Origin of the sequence: Flavobacterium sp. GSA192 (genome assembly GCF_006386525.1) — a bacterium.
Classification (GTDB): domain Bacteria; phylum Bacteroidota; class Bacteroidia; order Flavobacteriales; family Flavobacteriaceae; genus Flavobacterium; species Flavobacterium commune.
The window spans coordinates 616814-639721 of the sequence record NZ_VAHC01000001.1; the positions used below are offsets into that span (position 1 = coordinate 616814).

At 35.0% G+C, this 22908-nt stretch carries 24 protein-coding genes; 8 read left to right on the forward strand and 16 right to left on the reverse strand.

Annotated features, from left to right (window positions below; all coding sequences use genetic code 11):
• Nucleotides 1-27: 27 nt before the first annotated feature.
• The 5 genes from FDM27_RS02645 to FDM27_RS02665 form a co-directional block, all read right to left on the reverse strand.
• Nucleotides 28-1200 carry a carboxypeptidase-like regulatory domain-containing protein gene (locus FDM27_RS02645; protein WP_140485074.1) on the reverse strand — a complete coding sequence of 391 codons (1173 nt, stop codon included), beginning with the start codon at nucleotides 1198-1200 and terminating at the stop codon, nucleotides 28-30.
• A gap of 2 nt (nucleotides 1201-1202) precedes the next feature.
• Nucleotides 1203-1703 (reverse strand): RNA polymerase sigma factor, encoded by a 501-nt coding sequence (locus FDM27_RS02650; RefSeq protein ID WP_071185202.1) that lies wholly within the window; start codon nucleotides 1701-1703, stop codon nucleotides 1203-1205.
• Nucleotides 1704-1963: 260 nt separating this feature from the next.
• On the reverse strand, nucleotides 1964-2479 hold the full coding sequence (locus tag FDM27_RS02655) for a hypothetical protein (protein ID WP_140485075.1): 516 nt from the start codon (nucleotides 2477-2479) through the stop codon (nucleotides 1964-1966).
• Between the two features lie 65 nt (nucleotides 2480-2544).
• Entirely contained in the window at nucleotides 2545-3261 is a 717-nt protein-coding gene (locus tag FDM27_RS02660) for a 3-ketoacyl-ACP reductase (protein ID WP_140485076.1), read from the reverse strand.
• 2 nt (nucleotides 3262-3263) lie between these two features.
• Nucleotides 3264-4100 carry a DUF6929 family protein gene (locus FDM27_RS02665; RefSeq protein WP_140485077.1) on the reverse strand — a complete coding sequence of 279 codons (837 nt, stop codon included), beginning with the start codon at nucleotides 4098-4100 and terminating at the stop codon, nucleotides 3264-3266.
• Nucleotides 4101-4280: 180 nt separating this feature from the next.
• Here FDM27_RS02665 and FDM27_RS02670 point away from each other — a divergent pair, with 180 nt between their 5' ends.
• Nucleotides 4281-5159 carry a PPK2 family polyphosphate kinase gene (locus FDM27_RS02670; protein WP_140485078.1) on the forward strand — a complete coding sequence of 293 codons (879 nt, stop codon included), beginning with the start codon at nucleotides 4281-4283 and terminating at the stop codon, nucleotides 5157-5159.
• Nucleotides 5160-5230: 71 nt separating this feature from the next.
• On the opposite strand, the gene FDM27_RS02675 is transcribed toward FDM27_RS02670, so the two are convergent.
• Nucleotides 5231-5773 carry a hypothetical protein gene (locus FDM27_RS02675; protein ID WP_140485079.1) on the reverse strand — a complete coding sequence of 181 codons (543 nt, stop codon included), beginning with the start codon at nucleotides 5771-5773 and terminating at the stop codon, nucleotides 5231-5233.
• A gap of 364 nt (nucleotides 5774-6137) precedes the next feature.
• Here FDM27_RS02675 and FDM27_RS02680 point away from each other — a divergent pair, with 364 nt between their 5' ends.
• The 5 genes from FDM27_RS02680 (at nucleotide 6138) to FDM27_RS02700 (ending at nucleotide 12211) form a co-directional block, all read left to right on the forward strand.
• The gene (locus FDM27_RS02680; RefSeq protein WP_140485080.1) at nucleotides 6138-7574 is read left to right on the forward strand and encodes a hypothetical protein; all 1437 of its coding nucleotides are present in this window, start codon (nucleotides 6138-6140) and stop codon (nucleotides 7572-7574) included.
• Between the two features lie 82 nt (nucleotides 7575-7656).
• Nucleotides 7657-9417 (forward strand): cytochrome c peroxidase, encoded by a 1761-nt coding sequence (locus tag FDM27_RS02685; protein WP_140485081.1) that lies wholly within the window; start codon nucleotides 7657-7659, stop codon nucleotides 9415-9417.
• Nucleotides 9418-9621: 204 nt separating this feature from the next.
• Nucleotides 9622-10998, forward strand: a complete 1377-nt coding sequence (locus FDM27_RS02690; protein WP_071185209.1) for an MATE family efflux transporter — start codon at nucleotides 9622-9624, stop codon at nucleotides 10996-10998.
• A gap of 70 nt (nucleotides 10999-11068) precedes the next feature.
• Entirely contained in the window at nucleotides 11069-11299 is a 231-nt protein-coding gene (locus tag FDM27_RS02695) for a hypothetical protein (protein ID WP_071185210.1), read from the forward strand.
• A 159-nt stretch (nucleotides 11300-11458) separates the two neighbouring features.
• Entirely contained in the window at nucleotides 11459-12211 is a 753-nt protein-coding gene (locus FDM27_RS02700; RefSeq protein ID WP_140485082.1) for a hypothetical protein, read from the forward strand.
• 15 nt (nucleotides 12212-12226) lie between these two features.
• Here the strand turns inward: FDM27_RS02700 and meaB are convergent, their stop codons facing one another.
• Nucleotides 12227-13297, reverse strand: a complete 1071-nt coding sequence (gene meaB / locus FDM27_RS02705) for a methylmalonyl Co-A mutase-associated GTPase MeaB (protein WP_255510449.1) — start codon at nucleotides 13295-13297, stop codon at nucleotides 12227-12229.
• 228 nt (nucleotides 13298-13525) lie between these two features.
• Between meaB and FDM27_RS02710 the strand changes: the two genes are divergently transcribed.
• Both FDM27_RS02710 and FDM27_RS02715 read left to right on the forward strand, forming a co-directional pair.
• Nucleotides 13526-14437 (forward strand): AEC family transporter, encoded by a 912-nt coding sequence (locus tag FDM27_RS02710; protein ID WP_140485083.1) that lies wholly within the window; start codon nucleotides 13526-13528, stop codon nucleotides 14435-14437.
• A 112-nt stretch (nucleotides 14438-14549) separates the two neighbouring features.
• On the forward strand, nucleotides 14550-15188 hold the full coding sequence (locus tag FDM27_RS02715) for a peroxiredoxin (RefSeq protein ID WP_140485084.1): 639 nt from the start codon (nucleotides 14550-14552) through the stop codon (nucleotides 15186-15188).
• A 74-nt stretch (nucleotides 15189-15262) separates the two neighbouring features.
• Here the strand turns inward: FDM27_RS02715 and FDM27_RS02720 are convergent, their stop codons facing one another.
• From FDM27_RS02720 to FDM27_RS02760, 9 genes are all read right to left on the reverse strand, one after another.
• On the reverse strand, nucleotides 15263-15520 hold the full coding sequence (locus tag FDM27_RS02720) for a Txe/YoeB family addiction module toxin (RefSeq protein WP_140485085.1): 258 nt from the start codon (nucleotides 15518-15520) through the stop codon (nucleotides 15263-15265).
• Between the two features lies 1 nt (nucleotide 15521).
• On the reverse strand, nucleotides 15522-15776 hold the full coding sequence (locus FDM27_RS02725; RefSeq protein ID WP_140485086.1) for a type II toxin-antitoxin system Phd/YefM family antitoxin: 255 nt from the start codon (nucleotides 15774-15776) through the stop codon (nucleotides 15522-15524).
• A 66-nt stretch (nucleotides 15777-15842) separates the two neighbouring features.
• Entirely contained in the window at nucleotides 15843-16424 is a 582-nt protein-coding gene (nudK, locus tag FDM27_RS02730; protein WP_071185216.1) for a GDP-mannose pyrophosphatase NudK, read from the reverse strand.
• 53 nt (nucleotides 16425-16477) lie between these two features.
• Nucleotides 16478-17749, reverse strand: coding sequence for an adenylosuccinate synthase (locus FDM27_RS02735; protein ID WP_140485087.1), 1272 nt, complete (start codon nucleotides 17747-17749; stop codon nucleotides 16478-16480).
• A 61-nt stretch (nucleotides 17750-17810) separates the two neighbouring features.
• Entirely contained in the window at nucleotides 17811-18308 is a 498-nt protein-coding gene (locus FDM27_RS02740; protein WP_140485088.1) for a Fur family transcriptional regulator, read from the reverse strand.
• 168 nt (nucleotides 18309-18476) lie between these two features.
• A complete protein-coding gene (locus FDM27_RS02745; protein ID WP_071185219.1) occupies nucleotides 18477-20696 on the reverse strand; it encodes a RelA/SpoT family protein in 2220 nt (739 codons plus the stop codon).
• 89 nt (nucleotides 20697-20785) lie between these two features.
• Nucleotides 20786-21316, reverse strand: a complete 531-nt coding sequence (locus FDM27_RS02750) for a hypothetical protein (protein ID WP_140485089.1) — start codon at nucleotides 21314-21316, stop codon at nucleotides 20786-20788.
• 76 nt (nucleotides 21317-21392) lie between these two features.
• Nucleotides 21393-22178, reverse strand: coding sequence for a TrmH family RNA methyltransferase (locus tag FDM27_RS02755; protein ID WP_071185220.1), 786 nt, complete (start codon nucleotides 22176-22178; stop codon nucleotides 21393-21395).
• Between the two features lie 28 nt (nucleotides 22179-22206).
• Nucleotides 22207-22890, reverse strand: coding sequence for a cell division ATP-binding protein FtsE (locus FDM27_RS02760; protein ID WP_071185221.1), 684 nt, complete (start codon nucleotides 22888-22890; stop codon nucleotides 22207-22209).
• Nucleotides 22891-22908: the final 18 nt, after the last annotated feature.

Here is a 22908-nt window from a genome sequence, read left to right on the forward strand (position 1 = left end):
TAAAATGTTTGACAGTATTTTTGCGAATTAACGCTTCAGTGGAATTCCGTTTTCAGTGGTAATAATTACTACTCCATTGTAAGTTCTCTGGCCAATTACATTGCTGTATTTATAAATTTCTTCCTTAGATAAAACTTGAACACTTTCAATTTTTTGTTTGTCCAATGGGGCATAGGGGCTTGTAGGATTGGGACCAAATAAGGAAACTTCGTCGAATGCTTCTCCGTTAATTACATATAAAGCATCTTTTATGTGCGGAACAGATTTTTCTTTTTCTGATTTGTAAAATTTGGTTGTCCCATATTTAGCTATTGGCGCTGCATTTTTTGCCTGATTTTTTCGTGCTGTTCCATAACCCACAACTACCACTTCATTCAAAGCATCGGAGGCAGGGGAGAGTTTAGGATTTAATTCATCCGAGTTACTAACTATAGCTTCTTTAGTTTTGTACCCTATCATGTTAAAAATTAGTATTTCCCCTTTTTCAGCATCTATCGTATATTTTCCTTCCAAATCAGTAAAGGCAACTTTTTTGGTTCCTTTGATTTGAATTGATGCTCCCGGAATAACCATGTTGTCTTTTGCGTCAGTTAAAACACCTGAAATAGTTTTTACAGGGCTGGTTTTTGAAAAAAACATAGCTGCTTTTTCTTTGTATTCATTGGCTACTGGTGCAAGGCTTTTTGCCGCTACAGGAGCTGACGGAGCTACACTTAAAATACTATTCGATTCCTGACTGATGATTCCGTCTGCCTGAATATTGGATTCTTCAGCCTTTTTATCAGAAACAATTATTTTGGTGTCATTTTTTGGAGTAGGATTTTCAACTACTGCAACAGGATTTTGTTTCTCTAATTGCTTTTGCAAAATTTCTGGAGCTTCGGTTTTGATATTTTCAGAAGGAACTATGCTATCGCTACTGGTTTCGTTTTTTTGAATAACTACTTTGTTCTCATTGATTTCAGAAGATGAATTGATTTTAGTGTCGTTTTTAAAAAACTGATAACCCAAAGAAACAAACAATAGCAGTGAAGCAGCTATGGCTAATTTTTTCCAAAGTTTCGTTTTGGTTTCCAGTACTTTTTGATCGAGCTTGTCTTCTAAACGCGCCCAAACTTTATCCATTCCCGGAAAATCCTGATGTTCTGCCTTTTGAGCAGCACTTTTGATTTTGTTAATTATTTTATCTTGATTGTCCATGACTAATTCGATTTTTGGTAATACAGATTATTTACTAATTCCTTCAATTTTGTTTTTGAAGCATTCAATTGTGATTTTGAAGTGCCTTCAGAAATGTTGAGCATGCTGGCTATTTCTTTGTGGCTGTAGCCTTCAATGACAAAAAGGTTAAAAATAGTCTTGCATCCCACAGGAATATGATTGAGTAAATCAAGTAAATCTTCTTCTTCAAGATTCGTCATCTCATCAGTAAAAGCTTGCGACAATGTTTTGACATCATCGAGATACATATTGAAGTTGGTTTTCTTTTTAATAGTTGCCAAACATTGATTGACCGCTATTTTTCGAGCCCAGGCTTCAAAAGCACCAATTTCTTTCAATTGATCTAATTTGGTAAAAATGATATAAAAAGCATCTGCTAAGGCTTCTTCAATTTCCTCTTCCTGTTTTAAATAGCGCTTGCAGCTTGCGTAGAGTTTAGGCGCCAAAAACTCATACACTTGACGCTGGGCATCGCGTTGCATTTTTTTGCAAGCTATTATTAGATTTTCGTTTATCACAATATGGTCTTTAATAATAAAGAGCGTTAAAAAAGGAAAAAGGTTGGGAGAGAAGTCAATTTTTTTTAAAATAAAATAACTGAAAATTGGTATCTGATTGGTTATCAGTGTGTTTTTTGAGGTATAAGACACGTAAGTTTTTTTAAACCATTAAGAGATTTAAGGAAATTAAGGAGCAAAATCTTAATGAAACTTAAATCTCTTAATGGTTTTTTCTAGCTAATTTAGTGCTTGTTTTGATTTTCCTGAGCTACCAGTTTCAACGAATTGATATAATCGGTGCCAAATTCAATGACTCTTATTTTTTCGGGATTAAAACTTAATTCGCCTCCAAATTCACCTCTGATATCTAGAAAGTCAATAGTCAGTTCTTCATTGTTTAATTCAATCAATTTTCCTAAATATGCGGATTTAGCTGATTTTTTTGCAATTTGAAAAACACCGTGTTTTTTATCAATGTAGCGAATAATAGTATCTAAATCTTTGATAGGAATAATGTCTTCAGCATTTGTTTTGGCTCCTTTTAACCGAATCACTTTTTCAGTGAATTCAAGTTCTTCATCTCTGTGAATGTGTTCTACATTCTTATTTCTAAGAATAACAAAGCCATCTACTATAAAGTCAATAGGATTATTTCTTAATAATATCCAATCATCAGAATAGTCGATGAGAAAACCGTTATAAATTTCTTTTTTATCCAGAAATTCTATTGAAACCAGTTGTCTTAAATAGTTTTCCATTTGTTTAGTTTTTTAATAAATATAAAACTCCAATACTTAAATTCCAATTATTGGAGTTTATTTTTTTAGGGATTCGTTGACCAAATACTGCTATTTTTGATAAATACGCGTCGGTTGAGTTTAAGTTGGGCGATGATTAATTCGGCTATGTCTTCCGATTGCATTACTTTCTCCGGATTTCCATCGGTTAGGTTTAATTCTTTAGCCATATCAGTGGCAACGGTACTTGGTGTTAAAGCCGTAACCCGAATGTTGTGTTTGCGCACTTCTTGCATTAAGGATTCCGTAAGTCCTAAGACAGCAAATTTAGAAGCACTGTAAGCACTCGTTAAAGCATTTCCTGCTAATCCTGCAGTCGAAGAAATATTAATAATATCACCAGTTTGTCTTTCAATCATGTTAGGTAAAACGGCGCGTGTAGTATAGTAGGTTCCCATTAAGTTAACCTGAATGATGCGTTCCCAAGCGGCAGGTTCCAGTTCCATGAATTTTCCAAAAGCGGCAATTCCGGCATTATTGATTAAAATATCAATAGTTCCAAATTCGGCTAGGGCTTTTTCAACAGCTGCGTTTATGGAATTAATATCGGAAACATCGGCAGTTATAGCCAATACTTTTACTCTTAAAGATTTTATTTTTAGTGCAACGCTGTCAATGTCCTCTTGTGTTCGGGCTACTAAAATGATGTTTACACCTTCTTTGGCTAAAGCAATTGCAACTGCTTTACCAATTCCTTTTCCTGCGCCCGTAATTAGGGCATTTTTATTTTTTAAGTCGGTCATGATTATTTAAGATTTAGAGATAATTTATAAATAGCGGTTTCAAGAATTTCGGTATCCTTGTCTTCGCAAAGTAAGAATTCAATTTTATTATTGTCTTTTTTGAAAAGGGTTAACCCTTCAAATTTATGGCTGTCAGAGATTTTTTGGGTGAAATCAATTTTCATGGTTTCCAGGTCAATGCGACCAATAAGGCTTCCCAGTACTTCGCCATCGTCATAAGTGGATTGGGTATCTTCGGCTGTGGCCAAAAAATAAATGCTGTTATCAACTTTAACGGCATCGGTAAAACTGCTGCGAACTCCTTTTATTTTAGGGAGTTTATAGTCGTTTGACAACATGCTGAATTCCTGATTCAGTTTCTTGGCACGAAGACTAAAAAGCGTGTTTTTGTTTGAAATTCCATTGCCCCGATTCAAGAAATACCAGTTTTCGCCATCATGAATAGTTCCTTCGATATTAAAATCTTCGGGTTTTATGGAGGCGAAATTTTGCATTACAGCGTATAATTCGGATAGATTGTTGGTGGCAATTTTCTTTTTTTGTACCAAATCAAATTCGACCATAGAATTCCTTTTTGCAGTAGAACCTGAGCCGAAAGCATAAAGTGTATCTTGAAAATAACTTAGGGCTTCAAAGTCAGGTTTGTCTTTTTTGATGATGTTTTCGGTTGGATTTTCTATTAACGGATGACGTTTTAAATCTTTAGAATCAAGATGGTATTCGTATAAAAAACCGCTGTTGTCGCCAACAATAAACAGGGAATTGTCTTTGTAAAGGAGTCCTGAGGCAGAGCCAATTCCGATGATGTGAAATAATAAATCAAGTGTGAATTTTTCCATGTATTTTGTTTTGAAAGCAGCTACCTTAGCCTAGATAGAAGCTGTATCCTTTTACTTTTTTCTTTAAAAAGTAAAAGATAAAGCGGATAGCTGGAAATAGCTTCTTAAAGGCCTATATAAAAGGCTAAAATTATAGTATTTATTCCTTATATTTGAGAGTATAAAGTTAAAATATTCCTTATGAAGTCGATTAATCCAGATGATTTTAAAGTAACGAAGGCGATTAGTTTGTCTAAAATCCCAACGAATTTATTTAATGAGACCAGTGATGATGATAAGGAAGAAAAGCTGGAAAAAGTTCAGGAGAAGTTAAGTGTATTGCAGGATGTGATGTATGCGCACAATCGCTACGGGGTTTTGATTTGTTTGCAAGGCATGGATACTTCGGGGAAAGACAGTTTGATTCGGGAGGTTTTTAAGGAATTTAATCCGCGTGGGGTAGTGGTTCATAGTTTTAAAACGCCTAATTCTACCGAACTGGAACACGATTATTTATGGAGACATTATTTGGCCTTGCCTGAAAAAGGGAAATTTGCAGTTTTTAATCGCACACATTATGAGAATGTTTTGGTTACCCGTGTGCATCCCGAATATATTTTGAATGAAAATTTGCCGGGAATTGAAAAACTGGAAGATATTACGCCTCAGTTTTGGGAGAATCGCTTTGAACAGATTAATAATTTCGAAAAACATATTACTCAAAATGGGACAATTGTATTGAAATTTTATTTTCATCTGAGTAAGGAAGAGCAACGTAAACGTTTGTTGCGCCGATTGGAAAATATGGAACACCATTGGAAATTCTCGCCCGGAGATTTAAAAGAGCGTGAACATTGGGACACTTATATGCAATATTACGAAGAAGCAATCAATAAAACGGCTACCGAAAAAGCACCTTGGTACATTGTTCCTGCCGATGACAAAGAAATGGCACGCTATATTGTAGCTAAAATTATTTGGGAAGAAATGCAGAAATTAACCGATATTCAAGTTCCTGATTTAGAAGAAAAAGTAAAAGCTAATTTTACGATGTATAAAGAGCAATTGGCTAAAGAATAAAAGCCTTTAATTGCTGTGTTATAAACTGACAGGTTTCAAAAACCTGTCAGTTTTTTTATTCCTATTATAAATTACAATTTAAAACCATAAGCCAGTCTAAGCGCAAATTGACCAAAACCTTTGCCTGGAGTACCATCATTATTAATAGTTGGGAAATCAGAATAGTGTTCGTAGCGCGCCGAAATGTCAATATATTTGTTAGCATATCCAATTCCCGGAGACAACAATAAAGAAGTGTCGTTGTAATTATTAGTCACCGCAAAAGCTGCACCAGCTTCACCTGTTAAATAAAATTGATCATTCCATACAAAGGCTTTTAAACCTGCTTTTACCGGAATAAAACCTAAGTCGTCACCATCATTTTCGCTTACAAAGACGTTGTTGAAACCTGTTGTTAAGGTTATCGAATATCTTTTGGTCAGGTCATATTGCAATCGGGCATCGGCTCCCAGAATGAGTTTGTATGGGTCTTCGTTAGCATAACCTGCATTTAAGCCAAAACCGAGTCTAAAACCTTGGTCGTATTTTGAGGTCTCTTGTGCTTTTGCTCCGTTAAAACTAAATAATGCCAATGCAAATAGAAAGGCAGCGGTAATTTTTCTTGTTGTTTTCATGATTTGAGGGGTTTTATAATTCATTTTTAATTTGATTCGAACTTAAAAAGGACTTTCTAGTGCTAAAAAACGGTAATTGTATTCAAATGTTGTGACTATCGTTACTTTTTTGCATCAAAAAATAGCTAGTTGTTGATATTCAATAAGCTGAGATTTTGTATTAAAACGAGAATTTTATAAAAGAAGCCTTAGTTGATATTTCGGTAATCTAAAGAAAATGTTTAGCTAACTTAAGGCTGGCTTTGTTAGGCTTTTTGTATCAAAAAACAGAATAATTCTTTAAGGTTTGCTAATGTTTAGTTCATGCTGTTTTAAAATCCCTGGGCTTTCTTTGCTTTGAAAAAAAACAAAAATACAAACCAAGATGAAAAAAATTATTTTAGGGCTACTTTTAAGTACAGCTTTTTTCTCGTGCGAGAATGACAAAACAGAGTCAGAGGTGGTTTTAGCCGATCAATCTGAAACACCGGTATTATTAAAGAAAAAAGAAGGTTTTGAAAAATTAGAGTTATTCTCTTTGATAACTTCTGATGATGTATTGCCTGATACTCCAAATTTTGTTTTCGGAGGATCAGCTGATGGTAGCGGATTGTTAAAAAACACCGATGGTACTTTTACCTTTTTAGTAAATCACGAAGACAATTTTGCCGTTTCAAGAGTGACTTTAGACAAAACTTTCAAACCGGTTGCCGGAGAGTATTTGTTGAATTCTAATGGAGGAGTTTGGAGATTGTGTAGTGCAACAATGGCAACACCTAAAGAACATGGTTTTGGTCCGTTGTATTTAACTTCCGGAGAATCAGGAGAAGAGTCTCGCACACATGGTGTAAATCCTTATGGAGATGTGGAATCTAACAGTGTTTCTAAAGAATTGCCAGGTTTAGGACGTTTGAGTGCAGAGAATGCTTTACCATTAAAAGCTTCGGCTTTCCCGGGGAAAACTATTGTCATTCTTGGTGATGACGATTCAGGAACTAATGGAGGGCAAGTATTTATGTATGTTTCTATTACAGTGGGCGATCTTACAAATGGTTCTTTGTATATGATGAAAAGAAATAACGATAATCAAAGAGAAACAGACATGGTTGTAGGTAAAAATTATCCAGTTTCATTTGTAAAAATTGACAATCATACAACTTTAACAGGGGCTCAAATCAATGCTACTGTAAATACTTTAAAAGGACTTAAGTTTGGTAGAGTAGAAGATTTGGATTATAGAAAAGGGGAAAAAGCAGCCGACAGAGAAATCTATTTTAATGTAACAGGACAAGATAGAACAGGTGCTAATGCTGATGCTTCGAGAACAAAATACGGTAGAGTGTACCAATTAGATTTAGATGAAAACAATCCATTATCAGGAAATTTAAAAGTATTACTTGATGGAGATGACCGTAATGGAATAGCTAAAACTTTCCAAAATCCGGATAACATTTGTGTAACTAAAAACTATGTATATGTTCAGGAAGATTCAAACGGTTATGGAGACGAAACGCATGACGCTTATATTTACCAATACGATATTGCTAAGAAAACCATGAAAGTAGTGGTGGAATTAGACCACCGTCGTACCGAAACAGATGCTGCTAAATACAATGTAGGAGGAAGTTCAAGATTTGGAAGTTGGGAATATGGCGCTTTAATTGATGTTTCTGAGCAATTAGGTATTGATGATACTTTTATGTTGTGCGTTCAACCACACACTTGGAATGGTGATAAATACAAAGGAGTTGATGGAGGAACAGGTCGTCCAAACGAAAAACAAGCCAGTCAGGTTGTATTAATCAAAGGATTAGCGAGATAATAAAACTTAAAATAATTCTAAAAGTCCACGGTTTCTTATTTTGAAATCGTGGCTTTTGTATATTCATTCTGTCTCTTCTATTATGAAAAAAATATGCTTTTTTTTATTGCTTTTGTTGGTAATTTCATGTCAGGAAACTCCAAAACCAACTCAAGTAAAACAATTATTTCAAGCCGATATAACCACTTTAATTCAATCAGTAAACGATTTGGAAAATTTAATAAAATCCAATGCTGATTCCCAAAAACTTCAGAAGCAATTTTTAGCAGCACATCTGAATTATAAAAAAATAGAAGTTTTTAGCGAATATTATTTCCCGGAAGTTTCTAAGGCTATTAACGGGCCGGCTCTTTCAGAGTTTGAGGAAGATGATAAAATGACTTTGCCACCACAAGGATTTCAGGTAATTGAAGAGTTTTTGTTTCCTGCGTATGATGTGAAATCCAAATCAGAATTATTGAAAGAAATCGGAATTCTTACGGCTAATTTAAAACGTTTGAATCGAATAGCCGAGACAAATGAATTGACCGATGCGCATGTTTTTGATGCCTTAAGATTGGAAGTTTTTAGAATTATCACTTTAGGAATTACAGGTTTTGATTCGCCGGTTGCTCAAAAATCCATTCCGGAAGCGGCAGGAGCATTAGCTGGAATACAAAAATACTATCAGGTGTATGCCATAAGCGACTCGGATGCGACGTTAAAAATCATCGATGAGGCAATTAATTATTTAAAAGCCAACCCTGATTTTAATGCTTTTGACCGTGCGGCTTTTATTCAAAATTATGCCAATCCGTTGAGCAGAAAATTATATCAAAATCAGAAAGATTTGAAAATTCCTTTTTTTGATGAAATACGTGGATTGAAAACCAATGCGCAGACCTTATTTGAGAAAGAAGTTTTTGACGAAGAAGCTTTTTCTGCTTTTCCGGATTATAAAACTACTAAAGAGAAAGCAGGATTAGGGAAATTACTTTTTAATGACCCTGTTTTGTCAGGAAATAACAGCCGTTCCTGCGCTTCCTGCCATCACGCCGATAAAGCTTTTACCGATGGTTTAGAAAAAGCCCTTTCTTTTGATGGCAAGTCTTTTGTAAAAAGAAATACGCCTACACTTACCAATATTGCTTTTCAACGTGTGTTTTTCTCTGATTCGAGAGTGAATTATTTAGAAGATCAGGCGGTAGCGGTGATTACAAATGCTGATGAGATGCACGGTTCATTAGAAGAAGCGGCTCAGAAAATAAAAAACGACAAAAATTATATTCAAAAGTTTGAAAAAGCCTTTCCAAAAAAAGGAATTACTGCTTTTGAAATCAAAAATGCTTTGGCTTCTTATATTCGAACACTGAGTAAATTCGATTCTAAATTTGATGCCTATATGCGTGATGAGGTTGCTTTTACTTCCGATGAAAAAGCAGGTTTTAATCTTTTTGCAGGCAAAGCCAAATGTGCTACTTGTCATTTTATTCCGTTAACCAATGGAACAGTGCCGCCAAATTTTATGAAATCAGAAAGTGAAGTTTTAGGCGTTCCTGATGCCAATGGCAAATTAGATTCTGATTTGGGAAAGTACAATTTGACCAAAGCCGTGATTCATAAATTTTCGTTTAAAACACCAACGATTAGAAATGCAGCATTAACAGCGCCTTATATGCACAATGGTGTTTTTAAAACGCTGGAAGAAGTAGTTGAGTTTTATAATGAAGGCGGAGGGAAAGGATTAGGATTCTCATTAGAAAATCAAACCTTACCTGAAGATAAATTGAACCTGACTGATTTAGAGAAAAAACAATTGGTTGATTTTATGAAAACCCTGACCGATAAAAAATATTTGAAATAAGTTTAGCATAGTACAGCCACGAATTCACGAATAGTTTTTAAAATAAAATTGGTGACCCAAGCGATAGCGAACAGGCGAAGCAATTCGTGGCTATTTTTAATTATTTGGTTTGCTAATAGCTCATTCTTCGGATAAAATATTATGCTGTACAAACCTTGATATCGATTTCCTTCTGCTTACCTTTGTCGCCTTAAAAAAAATAAAGTGACTTTAGCTACTTATACCAAAGAGTTCTCCTATAATTTACGATTGGCTTATCCTATTATTTTAGGAATGCTTGGACATACTGTGGTGGGACTTGTAGATAATGTGATGGTAGGGAAATTAGGTCCTACTGAGTTGGCAGCAGCTTCTTTGGCTAACAGTTTTGTTTTTATTGCGATGTCATTGGGAATTGGTTTTTCGACTGCCATAACACCTTTGGCTGCCGAAGCCGATGGCGAGCAGAATATTGAAAAGGGGAGAAGTGTATTTCACCATGGATTGTATTTGTGTGTTTTTTTAGGATTCTTTCTTTTTCTATTGGTTCTTTTTGCCAAACAGTTACTTGCATTTATGGGACAGCCCGAAAATGTGGTCGAATTGTCTAAACCTTATCTGGACATTGTGGCGTTTTCGTTAGTTCCATTGATTATTTTTCAAGGATATAAGCAATTTGCCGATGGAATGAGTGAAACTAAATATGCTATGTGGGCTACAATTTTGGCCAATGTGGTTCATGTTTTTTTAAATTACGTTTTCATTTACGGAATTTGGATTTTTCCTGAATTAGGAATGCTTGGTGCAGCTATTGGAACCCTGGTTTCCCGTTTTATAATGTTGGGATATATGCACTATAAGATGAAGAAAAACGCAAAGTTTCATCCCTTTTTTGATGGTTTTTCAATAAAAAAAATACAACGAGAAATTAATCTGAAAATCATTCGTTTAGGGGCTCCTTCTTCTATGCAGATGTTTTTTGAGGTAGCATTGTTTACAGCAGCGGTTTGGCTTTCAGGACGATTGGGAATTGCCAATCAGGCGGCGAACCAAATTGCGTTGAGTCTGGCTTCATTTACCTTTATGTTTGCCATGGGATTGAGCGTTGCCGCTACCATTAGAGTAGGGAATCAAAAAGGTTTGGGTGATTACAAGAAAATGAAAATCGTAGCTTTTTCTATCTTTTTATTGGCCGTTTTATTAGAAGTTTTCTTTGCTTTGTTTTTTGTTTTGTTTCATAAACAAATGCCTGTCTTGTTTGTAGATATGAATAACACTGCCGATTTTGTAGCCAATACCGAAGTGATTACCATAGCGGCTCAATTGTTATTAGTAGCTGCTGTTTTCCAAATTTCCGATGGAATTCAGGCGGTAGTCTTAGGTGCGTTACGAGGTTTACAGGATGCTAAAGTTCCCATGTATATTACCTTTGTAGCTTATTGGATTGTGGGATTTCCAGTGTCTATTTATCTGGGATTTTATACCAGTTTAGAAGCAGTTGGAATTTGGATTGGACTTTTGGCAGGATTAACAACAGCAGCTTTATTTTTGTATATTCGCTTCATTCAATTAACAAGGAAGTTAATTTTAGAAAAACATTAAAAATAAGATAGTTGTTCTTTTTTTCGAATAAAAATCAGGCAACTCAAAAAATAATCAAATTAATTATAGCATGGAATTACCTAAATTTTTACTTGGCGACAACACTGATTTTCCGGATGATATTTTTATCATTCATTTAGATTACCCAAGATTTATTATTAATCTAAAAGATGATGAGGTGGAATTTATGGAAGAAGCCGAGGATCTTGATGAAGCCGAATTAAATGCCGAAATGGAAGGTTTGATCGAAGAAGCCAATGCTTTTTATGATCGGGAAATGGAACGTTACGAGAAAGAATAGTTTTGCTGTTTAAAACTTTGTAAATAAACAGTTTGATGGCTGTAAAATGATTAAATTTAAATCGTTTTACAGCCATTTTTTTTCTTTCAATATTTTTTTAAATAAGGGTAACAAAATCAAATTCTAATTGATATATAATAAACTTAAAAAGATACTAAAATGAAAAATTTTAAACGAATAACTGTTGTTTTGGCTTTAAGCTTCTATTGTTTTGTAAATGCTCAATTGACTACTGCAAATAGAGCTAAAGTGAGTTTAGGAAAAGGAGATGTCCCTGCTGAATCCAATCAAAGAGGAATCAATACGATCAATAATAGTGGGATGCCAAATAGGATTTCGATGAATATTACTGTTCCAAAACAGACACAGGGGGCAACCTTTGGCGAAAAGGTAAATTCAGGGATGAATATTAGGCTGATTGAAAATGGCTGTGTCGTTTTATTTCCTCTTAATTCAGGCTATAAGATTAATTTAAAAGACAATAGCATTAATGAATTGACAGCGATTGAGCGTTCTACTTTTGGCGAAAAAGTAAATCAGGGCTTACAGGCTGCAGGTGGTGCTTTATCGCAAGGTGCATCATTGTTAGGAGGTGCTTTACCGGGTGGAGCGATTATTTCGGCAGCCGTTTCCAGTGTTGGTAATTTAGCTGGTGGCGTTGGTGGAGGCGCAGCAGCTGCATCCTATGCTAAAAGTGCAAAGAAAGTATATACAATTCAGGATCAGGATACAGATACTGTAATGGAACTGCCGGATGGCGAATACGAATTAGAATTTGTGATTTCGCAAAAAGCCACTTCTGGATTAAAAGATACTTTAAAGACTCAGGTTCGTATTGGTTTTACCGTAGAAAACGGAGTTTTGAAAACCAAACACGATACGGCTAAGAATTCGGTAGGTAATATTAGATAAAAGGTATTACGCTATCTAAGGTTTGTTTTTAAAATAAGTTTCCAATAATAATTGAGCGGCTGCAAAAGGTGAGGATTCATTGTTTTGCACCGCTTTTTTAGTTTTTTCTAATAAATCCTGAATTTCAGTATTGGTATAAAAATCTTGTTGTAATTGATTGTTAATGGTTTCTAATAACCAAAATTCGTTTTGTTCGGCTCTTTTGGTATCAAAATAGCCGTTGCTTTTTGTGAGTTCGATATATTTTAGAATGTTGAGCCAAACTTCGGTAATGCCTTCATGTGTTTTGGCACTACAAGTTGTAGCCATAGGAATCCATCCTGATTTTTTTGAAGGGAATAAATGCAAGGCTCTGTTTATTTCGGATTTTGCTAATGTGGCTTTTTGAATGTTATCCCCATCCGATTTGTTGATTACAATTGCGTCAGCCATTTCCATAATTCCCCTTTTTATGCCTTGTAATTCATCACCGGCTCCTGCAATTTGTAATAACAAAAAGAAATCAACCATACTGTGAACAGCTGTTTCACTTTGTCCCACGCCTACGGTTTCTATGATAATGGTGTCAAATCCGGCGGCCTCACAGAGAATTATGGTTTCCCTTGTTTTGCGGGCCACACCGCCCAGTGTTTCTCCTGATGCCGAAGGACGCACATAAGCATTGGGATCTTTGGCTAATTCTTCCATCCGTGTTTTATCTCCCAAAATACTTCCATGCGAAATAGAACTGCTGGGGTCAATTGTTAGCACGGCTATTTTTTTTCCCTGATTTCTTAGATGTTTTCCAAAAGCTTCTATAAACGTACTTTTTCCTACTCCGGGAACACCTGTTATTCCTATTCGAACAGAATTGTTAGCGTGTGGCAAACAGGCATTGATTATTGCGTTGGCTTTAGTGAAATGTTCGGGATTGCTGCTTTCGATTAAAGTGATAGCTCGACTTAACGCACTGATTTCTCCTGCTAAAATACCAGAGATAAGTTCCTTGGTATCAGGTTGCGTCATTCGGGCTTGCTGGATTTTTTTCAAAACAGCAGGACTGAAATTTTGGATATTGCTTTCTTCGTTGTGCTTATCTTTTTTCAAAATAGAAAATGCTTTTTGTAAAAATAATACATTCAAAGGAAACGGCGTAGTTAATTTTTACCACAAAGATTCGCAAAGTAGTCGCAAAGAGACACGAAGTTTTTTTATAATTTGTGTTAATCTGTGGTTGAAACCTACGCGAAAAGTTTTTTTAACTGCGGTGTTTGTCTTGTGATATTACGGATATGTTTATGATACTAGCAAATTAGTAAATATCTTTGCCGCATTATGATCAATATTATTCTAATTTTTATCTATTTACTGTTGGGAGTTGCATTGCAACGCATTAAATGGTTTCCTTCTGATAGTTATAAACTATTAAATAAGATTGTAGTTTATATCTGTCTTCCTTCGTTAGCCTTGTATTTTATTCCTAAAATCCATTGGGATAATGAGTTGTTGTATCTCATTGGTGTTACCTGGATTGGATTTACGCTCTCTTTTTTCTTGTTTCGTTTTTTAGGCAAAAAATACGGCTGGTCTAAAAAATTAATAGGCTGTTTAATTATTACTGCCGGTTTAGGAAATACCTCGTTTTTGGGTTATCCTATTGTTAATGCGCTGTATGGTTCCGAAGGTTTGAAAATGGCTATTTTAGTCGATCAGCCGGGAACTTTTGTAGTGCTTTCTACTATTGCGGTAGTTGTGGCTACGCTTTATTCTAAAGAAGCGACCAGCGGAAGTAAAATAATTAAGAAAGTAATGCTGTTTCCGCCTTTTATTACTTTTTTGGTGGCTTGTGCGGCAAATATAATAGGATTGGATTTTCATGATTATTTCCAGTTCGCTTTACAAAAAGTAGGGAGTTTGCTGACGCCATTAGCCATGATTTCTGTGGGTTTACAACTGCATTTTGATAGCCGAAGCAAACATTGGAAATTTCTCTGGATAGGATTAGCTTATAAATTACTAATTACTCCTGCCATTTTATTTCTGCTGTATGTAGTTATCCTGAAACAAAATTCACTCATGATTAAAGTAGCTATTACCGAAGCTGCGATGGCACCCATGATTATGGCCAGTATTTTGGCATCTTCTCATGGATTAAAGCCAAGATTGAGTAGTATGATGATTGGTTTTGGAATTCCTATTTCTTTTGTTACACTTGCTTTTTGGTATTTTATACTCCAAATCATTTGATTTCTGGGTTTTAGAAATCGGATTGATTTAAGTTGGTCTATTTGTTTCAAGAATTGGTTCGGGATTAGTTTTTTTTGACTAATTTTATAGGACTTATATAAAAATAGAACTTATGGCAACAATACGATTAGGAGATATCGCTCCGGATTTTAAAGCAGAAACTACACAGGGTACAGTGCAATTTCACGAATGGTTGGGCGATTCATGGGGTGTTTTGTTTTCGCATCCATCTGATTTTACACCGGTTTGTACAACAGAATTAGGAACTGTAGCTAATTATTTCCCTGAATTTCAAAAAAGAAATACCAAGGTTATTGCGTTAAGTGTTGATGGTTTAGAATCGCACAACAACTGGATTAAAGACATTGAAGAAACTCAAAATGTAACTTTGCAATACCCAATTATCGCTGATGAGAACAAAGAAGTCGCTAACTTGTATGATATGATTCATCCAAATGCTAATGATACTTTTACAGTTCGTTCCGTATTTATTATTGGCGCTGATAAAAAAGTAAAATTAATTTTGACGTATCCGGCTTCAACAGGAAGAAATTTTGATGAGTTGTTGCGTGTAATCGATAGTTTGCAATTGACAGCTAATTACAGTGTTGCTACACCGGCTAACTGGAAAGACGGTCAGGATGTGGTTATTTCGCCATCAATACCAGATGAAGATATTCCGGCAAAATTCCCAAAAGGATTCAATCGTATTAAATATTATTTAAGGATGACACCACAACCTAATAAATAATTTTAGGTTTTGTTTACAAAAAAAAGGACAATGAGAAATATTCTTATTGTCCTTTTTTTGTTTTGGGCAGAGTCTTAGTCGTAATGGTGTCGGCATTTTACAATCTGTATTTCATCTTCCAAATACCTGTAAATTAATCGGTGTTCATCATCAATTCGACGTGACCAAAAACCAGCATACTTATGTTTTAGAGGTTCGGGTTTTCCGATGCCTTCAAATGGTGTACGGGCAATATCTTTGAGTAAATCATTGATCTTTTTTACTTTTTTCTTATCGATTTTTTGCCAATACAAATAATCTTCCCAAGATTCATCTACAAAGACATATTTCATCTTATTCTTCGATTAAATCTTTAGAAAATGATTGATTGTTTTTTAATTTTTCAATAGCAGCATCAAGGCGTTTTTCATTCAATCGTGATGACAATTCGTAATTTGTTGCCATCAGCGAATTGTACTCTTCAAGCGATATCACTACAATCCCTGAATCTTTTCCCCGGTTAATAATCAGGGTTTCAAAATTCTTCGCTACTGCATCAAAGTAAGATTTAATATCTTTTCTGAAATCGGAAATATTTGTAACTACCATAACGTGTATTTATTTAAGTACAAATATATGTACAATATTTGATGTTTTTTATAAGTTGATGTTAAATTACATCAGCCCATTTATCTTAGCATATTGCAACAACATAATCGTTTTGGCGTCTTTTAGTTCTCCTGTTTCAATCATGGCATACGCCTGGTCGAATGACATTTCTAAGACTTCAATATTTTCTTGTTCATGGTCTAGTCCGCCGCCTTCGCTGACTTTCATAGAAGCGTCATATTCGCCAATAAATAAATATAAAATTTCAGTTATGGCTCCCGGTGACATATAGGTTTCCATGATTTTTTTTACCTTAGAAATTCTATAGCCTGTCTCTTCCTCAGTTTCTCGGATGATGCATTGTTCGGGTTCGTCCTGATCTAATAAGCCGGCGCAAACTTCGATCATCATTCCGCTTTTATTTCCGTTTAAGTAGGTTGGTAAACGAAACTGACGGGTTAAAATAATGGTTTTATCTGTTTTGTTATAAAGTAAAATCGCCGCCCCGTTACCACGATCGTAGACTTCCCTTTTTTGAGTAATCACGCTATTGTCAGGTTTTTGATAATCAAAAGTTACTTTGTTCAGGATGTACCAGTTGTCCGAAAGCAGTTTGGTTTTTTGGATGGTTATTTTTGGGTCGTTCATGTGTTGTGATTTTGGATATAAAAAAACGCCCTGAAAAATCAGAGCGTTAATTGTTATTTCATAATAGTTTGTTTTCTGTCCGGACCTACAGAAACAATTTTGATAGGCACTTCCAATTCTTTTTCAATGAACTCGATGTACTCTTTTAATTCAAGCGGTAATTCCTCGTAAGTAGTCATTCCGGTTAAATCTTGTTTCCATCCTTTGAATTCTTTGTAAATTGGAGCAACATTTTCTTCTTCCACATTGTAAGGGAAGTGAGCGATGTTTTTTCCTTTATAATTGTATTCAGTACATACTTTTAAGGTATCAAAACCTGAAAGTACGTCGCCTTTCATCATCATTAATTGCGTTACTCCGTTTACCTGAACTGCATATTTTAAAGCAACTAAGTCTAACCATCCACAACGTCTTGCTCTTCCTGTAACCGAACCAAATTCGTTACCCACTTTTGCCATTGTAGCACCTACTTCGTCAAAAAGTTCAGTAGGGAAAGGACCGCTACCTACACGGGTAGTGTAAGCTTTGAAAATTCCGTAAACTTCTTTGATTTTGTTAGGAGCAATTCCTAAACCAGTACAAGCTCCGGCAGCTGTAGTGTTAGATGAAGTTACGAAAGGATAGGTTCCAAAATCAACATCTAACAATGAACCCTGAGCTCCTTCGCATAAGATTGATTTACCCGCCTTTTGAGCTTGGTGCATGTATTCTTCACTGTCGATGAAATCTAATTTTTTAATTTCTTCGATAGATTCGAAAAATTCAGCTTCTAATTCAGCTAAGTTATATTCTAATTTAACACCGTAGAAATCAATCATTGCTTCGTGCTTGTCAGCAAGAGCGCGGTATCTTTCGTTAAAATCTTCTAATTCAATATCTCCTACGCGTAAACCGTTTCTACCTGTTTTGTCCATGTAAGTTGGGCCAATACCTTTAAGAGTAGAACCAATTTTCGCTTTACCTTTAGAAGCTTCAGAAGCAGCGTCTAATAAACGGTGAGTAGGTAAGATTAAGTGTGCTTTTCTAGAAATGATTAATTTCTTTTTGATATCGATGTTGAATTTTTCTAATCCTTCGATTTCTTTTTGAAATACAACCGGATCAATTACAACTCCATTTCCAATAACATTTACCGCTGATTTATGGAAAATTCCGGAAGGAATGGTTCTAAGTACGTGTTTAATTCCGTCAAATTCTAAAGTATGTCCTGCATTTGGTCCACCTTGAAAACGAGCAATAATATCGTAATTTGAGGTAAGAACGTCAACAATTTTTCCTTTTCCTTCATCTCCCCATTGTAATCCTAGTAATAAATCTACGGTCATTTTAATTTTTTATTTAATCGTTAATTCGTTTCGGCAGTAAAGAATCACCGCCTTTTTTAAACTAAATGTTATCGTTATTGGTTTCTTCTTTGTTTTCTTCTGTTTTTGCAACTCTCTTTGTACCATAAAAATACAAGGAATGATTGGTGATATCTACATCAAAAATTTCCTCGATGGTTTTTTTGATGGTTTGTATTCTTGGGTCGCAAAACTCGACTACATCACCGGTATCAGTCATGATAAGATGGTCGTGTTGTTTGTCAAAATAGGATTTTTCATAGTGTGCCTGATTTTGTCCAAACTGATGTTTGCGCACCAATGCACAGTCTAAAAGTAATTCTATAGTGTTGTACAGCGTGGCTCTGCTGACACGGTAGTTTTTGTTTTTCATTTTGATATAGAGGTTTTCTATATCAAAATGCTCTTCGCTTTCATAGATTTCCTGAAGTATAGAGTAACGTTCAGGCGTTTTTCTATGCCCGTTTTTTTCAAGATACATTGTAAAAACGTTTTTTACAATTTCTTGATTTTTGTCGTTATTTGTGGAAATGAGTGTCATATTCGGCAAAGATAAATTTTTATTTTAATAGTTTTCAAGTTTAAATACTTATAAGATAATAATTTTGTTTTTTTTAATAAAATTAACCGCTGATTTAGGGGTGTTTTTTGAAAACAAAATCTTTTTAGTTATCTAAAGTATTTGGGAAAAAATATATTATTAGGGAAACTAATTTTTGTAAACCCGGGTTACACGGTCAATTCCGTCAATTTTTTTGATATTGTCAATTAGTTTTTTCAAAATAGTGATGTTTTGTACAATTACCGTTAGCTGTCCTTTGAAAAGTCCTGCGTCTCCACTCAATGAAATACTTTGAATATTCACATTCATATTATTCGAAATCACCTTTGTCAACTCGTTAGTTAAACCAATGGTGTCCATTCCTGTGATGTTCAAAATGGCTTTGAATTCTTGTTGAGAAGAGTCAATCCATTTGGCAGGCATAATTCGATAAGCGTAGTTGGACTGTAAAGAGATCGCGTTAGGGCAATCTTTTTTATGCACTTTTATTCCCTCATTGATGGTAACGAAACCAAAAACCTGATCTCCCGGAATTGGGTTACAACAAGTAGAAAGTTTGTAATCTAATTTATCCTGTTCTTTACCAAAAACCAACATGTCGTAATTGTTGTTGAGTACAGGTCTGTGGATATCAGTATCGGCTGTGTTTCCGCTACGTTTGATTTTGCTTTTAAAGAAATTAATTAAGGTATTACTTTTTTGAGCAGCAAAGTCCTTTAATTGCTGGTTGTCAATAGTGCCAATTCCAACTCGGTAAAATAAATCCAAACTGGTTTTAAGGTGGAAAAAGTTAACTAATTCGTTAGTTACTCCTTCATTCAAAGTAACTTTAAGGTGTTTTAGTTTACGGGTAAGAACTTCTTTTCCTTCTTCGGCAATTTTCTTAGTGTTTTCGTTAAGAACATTTCTAATTTTATTTTTTGCTCTCGAAGTAGTTACATAATCTAACCAGTTGGCAGTAGGTTTTTGATTTGGAGAGGTGATAATTTCTACCTGATCCCCACTCTTTAATTCATAATTTAAAGGAACTAATTTTCCATTGACTCTGGTTCCGCGGGTTTTGATTCCAATTTCGGAGTGGATACTAAATGCAAAATCTAGTGATGTAGCTCCTTTAGGCAGCGATTTAATATCGCCTTTAGGGGTAAAAATATAGATTTCTTTCGAGTACAAGTTCATTTTGAAATCTTCCACAAAGTCAATTGCGTTGGTTTCAGGATTTTCTAAAGCTTCTCGAAGTAAGTTCAACCAAACATCCAATCCGCCTTCTTCGGTAGCTCCGTTTTTGTATTTGTAATGTGCAGCATAACCTTTTTCTGCAATTTCGTCCATACGTTCACTGCGTACCTGTACTTCAACCCAACGTCCTTTAGGTCCCATTACCGTAATATGCAAGGCTTCATAACCTGTTGATTTAGGTGACGAAATCCAGTCTCTTAGTCGGCTTGGGCTGGGTCTGTAATGATCGGTAACGATAGAATAAATTTTCCAGGCAATAAACTTTTCATCGTGTGCGTCTGATTTATACACAATTCGAAGTGCAAATTTGTCATAAACTTCGTCAAAAGTTACATTTTGGGCTTTCATCTTTCTACGGATAGAATAGATAGATTTTGGGCGGCCTTTTATGATGTAATCAATTCCTTCGGCATCTAAAGAAGCTTTAAGTACGTCTGAGATGTCTTTGATGTAAGCATCCTGTTGTTCTTTGGTCTCTTTTATTTTGCTGACAATATCATTGTATATGGCAGGTTCAGTATATTTTAAACCTAGATCTTCCAGTTTTGTTTTGATGTTGTATAAGCCTAGTCTATGAGCCAATGGCGCATAAATGTATAAGGTTTCTGATGCAATTTTAACTTGTTTGTGGTCATCCATAGACTCCATAGTTTGCATATTGTGCAATCTGTCGGCTATTTTTATCAGGATTACACGCACATCATCATACAAGGTCAATAACATCTTCCTGAAGTTTTCGGCTTGCATAGAGACATTCATGTCTTTTTGTACGATGGATATTTTAGTCAAACCTTCCACAAGTTGTGCTACCTTAGGATTGAACATTCGCTCAATATCTTTAACGGTAGTAGGGGTGTCTTCTACAACATCATGTAATAAGGCCGCTGCAATTGAAGTAGCTCCAAGACCTATTTCGGAGGCAACAATTTTGGCCACAGCAATGGGATGAAAAATATAAGCTTCTCCCGATTTTCTTCTTTGGTCTTTATGAGCTTCCACAGCAACGTCAAAAGCCTTGCGTATCAGTTTTTTATCTTCGGTAGTTAATGTTTGGTAACTAATGCGAAGTAATTCTTTGTATTCTTGAGCAATTGCTTTATTCTCTTTTTCAATATCTATTTCTGTCATAAGTGCAGGGTTCATTTTCTAAAAATAACGATAAGTTCGCATATATGCAAGAGTTGGGAGTTTAGATTTTAGAATTCAGAATTTAGATTTTATTCTGTATCATTATTATCCCACTCAATTAATTTTTTATAGACTAAAATTGGAATTGAATAAAATAACATAGCCATTCCGAAAAAGCCTCTAATGATTAGTAAATTAATTTTTTCATATTCATTTTCAGTTATTTCTCTAATTATATTTCCGCGATTTATTAAAAAGTATTTACTGTTTATAATTTCTGTACTTCCTTCGCTGTGTAGGGATTTAGAGAAGCAAATTATTGCAGTGAAAAAACTTAAACCTAATATTGTTAAAATCCAATTTGATGCATTTTTAAAGAATGGTGCTAAAGGTATACTTCCTGAATTAAATATAATATTGTTGTCATATTCATATTCCATGATTTTTTCATTGTTTTTGGCATAAAATATAGCAGGGATAAGTACAATAAAAATTCCACCAAAAAGAATAAATAAATAAGGGAATTTTTCTACCAAATTTATTTTGAATAAAGATAATAATACAATTGAGGTTGTTAATGTCCAGCCAATTACAGATAGGATGTATAATTTCTGTTTCATTTATTATTCTTGTTGTCTTGGCTGAAGTTGTGGCTAATTTTCTGAAATCTAAAATCTGCAGTCTGAATTCTATAATCTAAAACCCTCTTTGTCTTTTGGCTTCGAATATTAATATGGCGGCAGCAACAGAAACGTTCATGCTGTCGATTTCACCTTGCATAGGAATAATGATGTTTTGCGTAGCGGCATCACGCCATTCCTGGGTAAGTCCGGTGGCTTCAGTTCCAACTACTAGCGCGGTTGGTTTTGTGTAGTCCTGAGTGTGATAGCTTGTCGAGTTTTGCAAGGTGGCACAGTAGAAATTGATGTTTTTTTCTTTTAAAAAAGAAATGATTTCAGCGGTGCTTGCTGTTGCAATTTGGTTGGTAAACAGGCAGCCTACACTGGAACGAACAATATTTGGGTTGTATAAATCGCTTTTGGGATTGGCAATAATTACAGCATCAAGATTAGCGGCATCGGCGGTTCTTAAAAGTGCGCCTATGTTTCCGGGCTTTTCAGGAGCTTCGGCAACTAAAATTAAGGGTGTTGCTGAAAGTTTTAAATCAGAAAGTTGTAAGGATTTTGATTTGGCTACAGCCAATACACCTTCGGTGGTTTCGCGATAACTTAGTTTTTGAAATACTTCTTTGTTGATTTCGATTAATTCAGCTGATTTGGCTAATTTTTTTGCTTCAATTTCGCTGCAAATTTCAGGATAAAACAATACGGTTTCAATTTCATAATTTCCTTTTACGGCTAACGAAATTTCGCGTACACCTTCAATTAAAAAAGTTCCGGTTTGTCTTCTGTTTTTGGCTTTTTCCTGTAATAATACTAAAGATTTTATGAATGGATTTTGAATAGATGTAATTTGTTTCAAGAGATTCTAAATTTTAGTATTATAAAAATTAAACAGTTCTTTGTACGACTTCAAAAATTTTAGCATCCTCACATTTTAAGGTTTTTGAAGGGAATTTCATCAACAGAGCGTAGTCGTGAGTCGCCATAAGAATGGTTTTTCCATTGGCATTAATTTTTTTCAAAACATCCAGAACTTCCACGCTGGTTTGCGGATCTAAGTTTCCGGTAGGTTCGTCGGCAAGGATTAATTCAGGGTCGTTCAATAAAGCTCTTGCAATGGCTACACGCTGTTGTTCTCCGCCCGAAATTTGATGCGGCATTTTTTGAGCGTAGTTTTTCATACCTACTTTATCCAGAACTTCTTCTATTTTTCGGTTCATTTCGTTCTGGTCTGACCAGCCTGTTGCTTTAAGAACAAAAAGCATATTGTCCTGAATAGAACGATCCGGTAATAATTTGAAATCCTGAAAAACAATTCCGATTTTACGTCTTAAAAAAGGAATGTCGTTTTCTTTCATTGTCTCTAAATCAAAGTCAACAATGTGTCCGTTGCCTTCAATTAATGGTAAGTCAGCATAAAGCGTTTTCATTAAACTACTTTTTCCTGAACCGGTTTTTCCAATAATATAAATGAATTCTCCTCGGTTTACTTCAAGGTTAACATTCGATAAGATTACTTTATCTTCTTGATAGATAGTTGCATTTTTTAAGGATAGTACGGCTTGAGACATAATTAGAATTTGTTTATG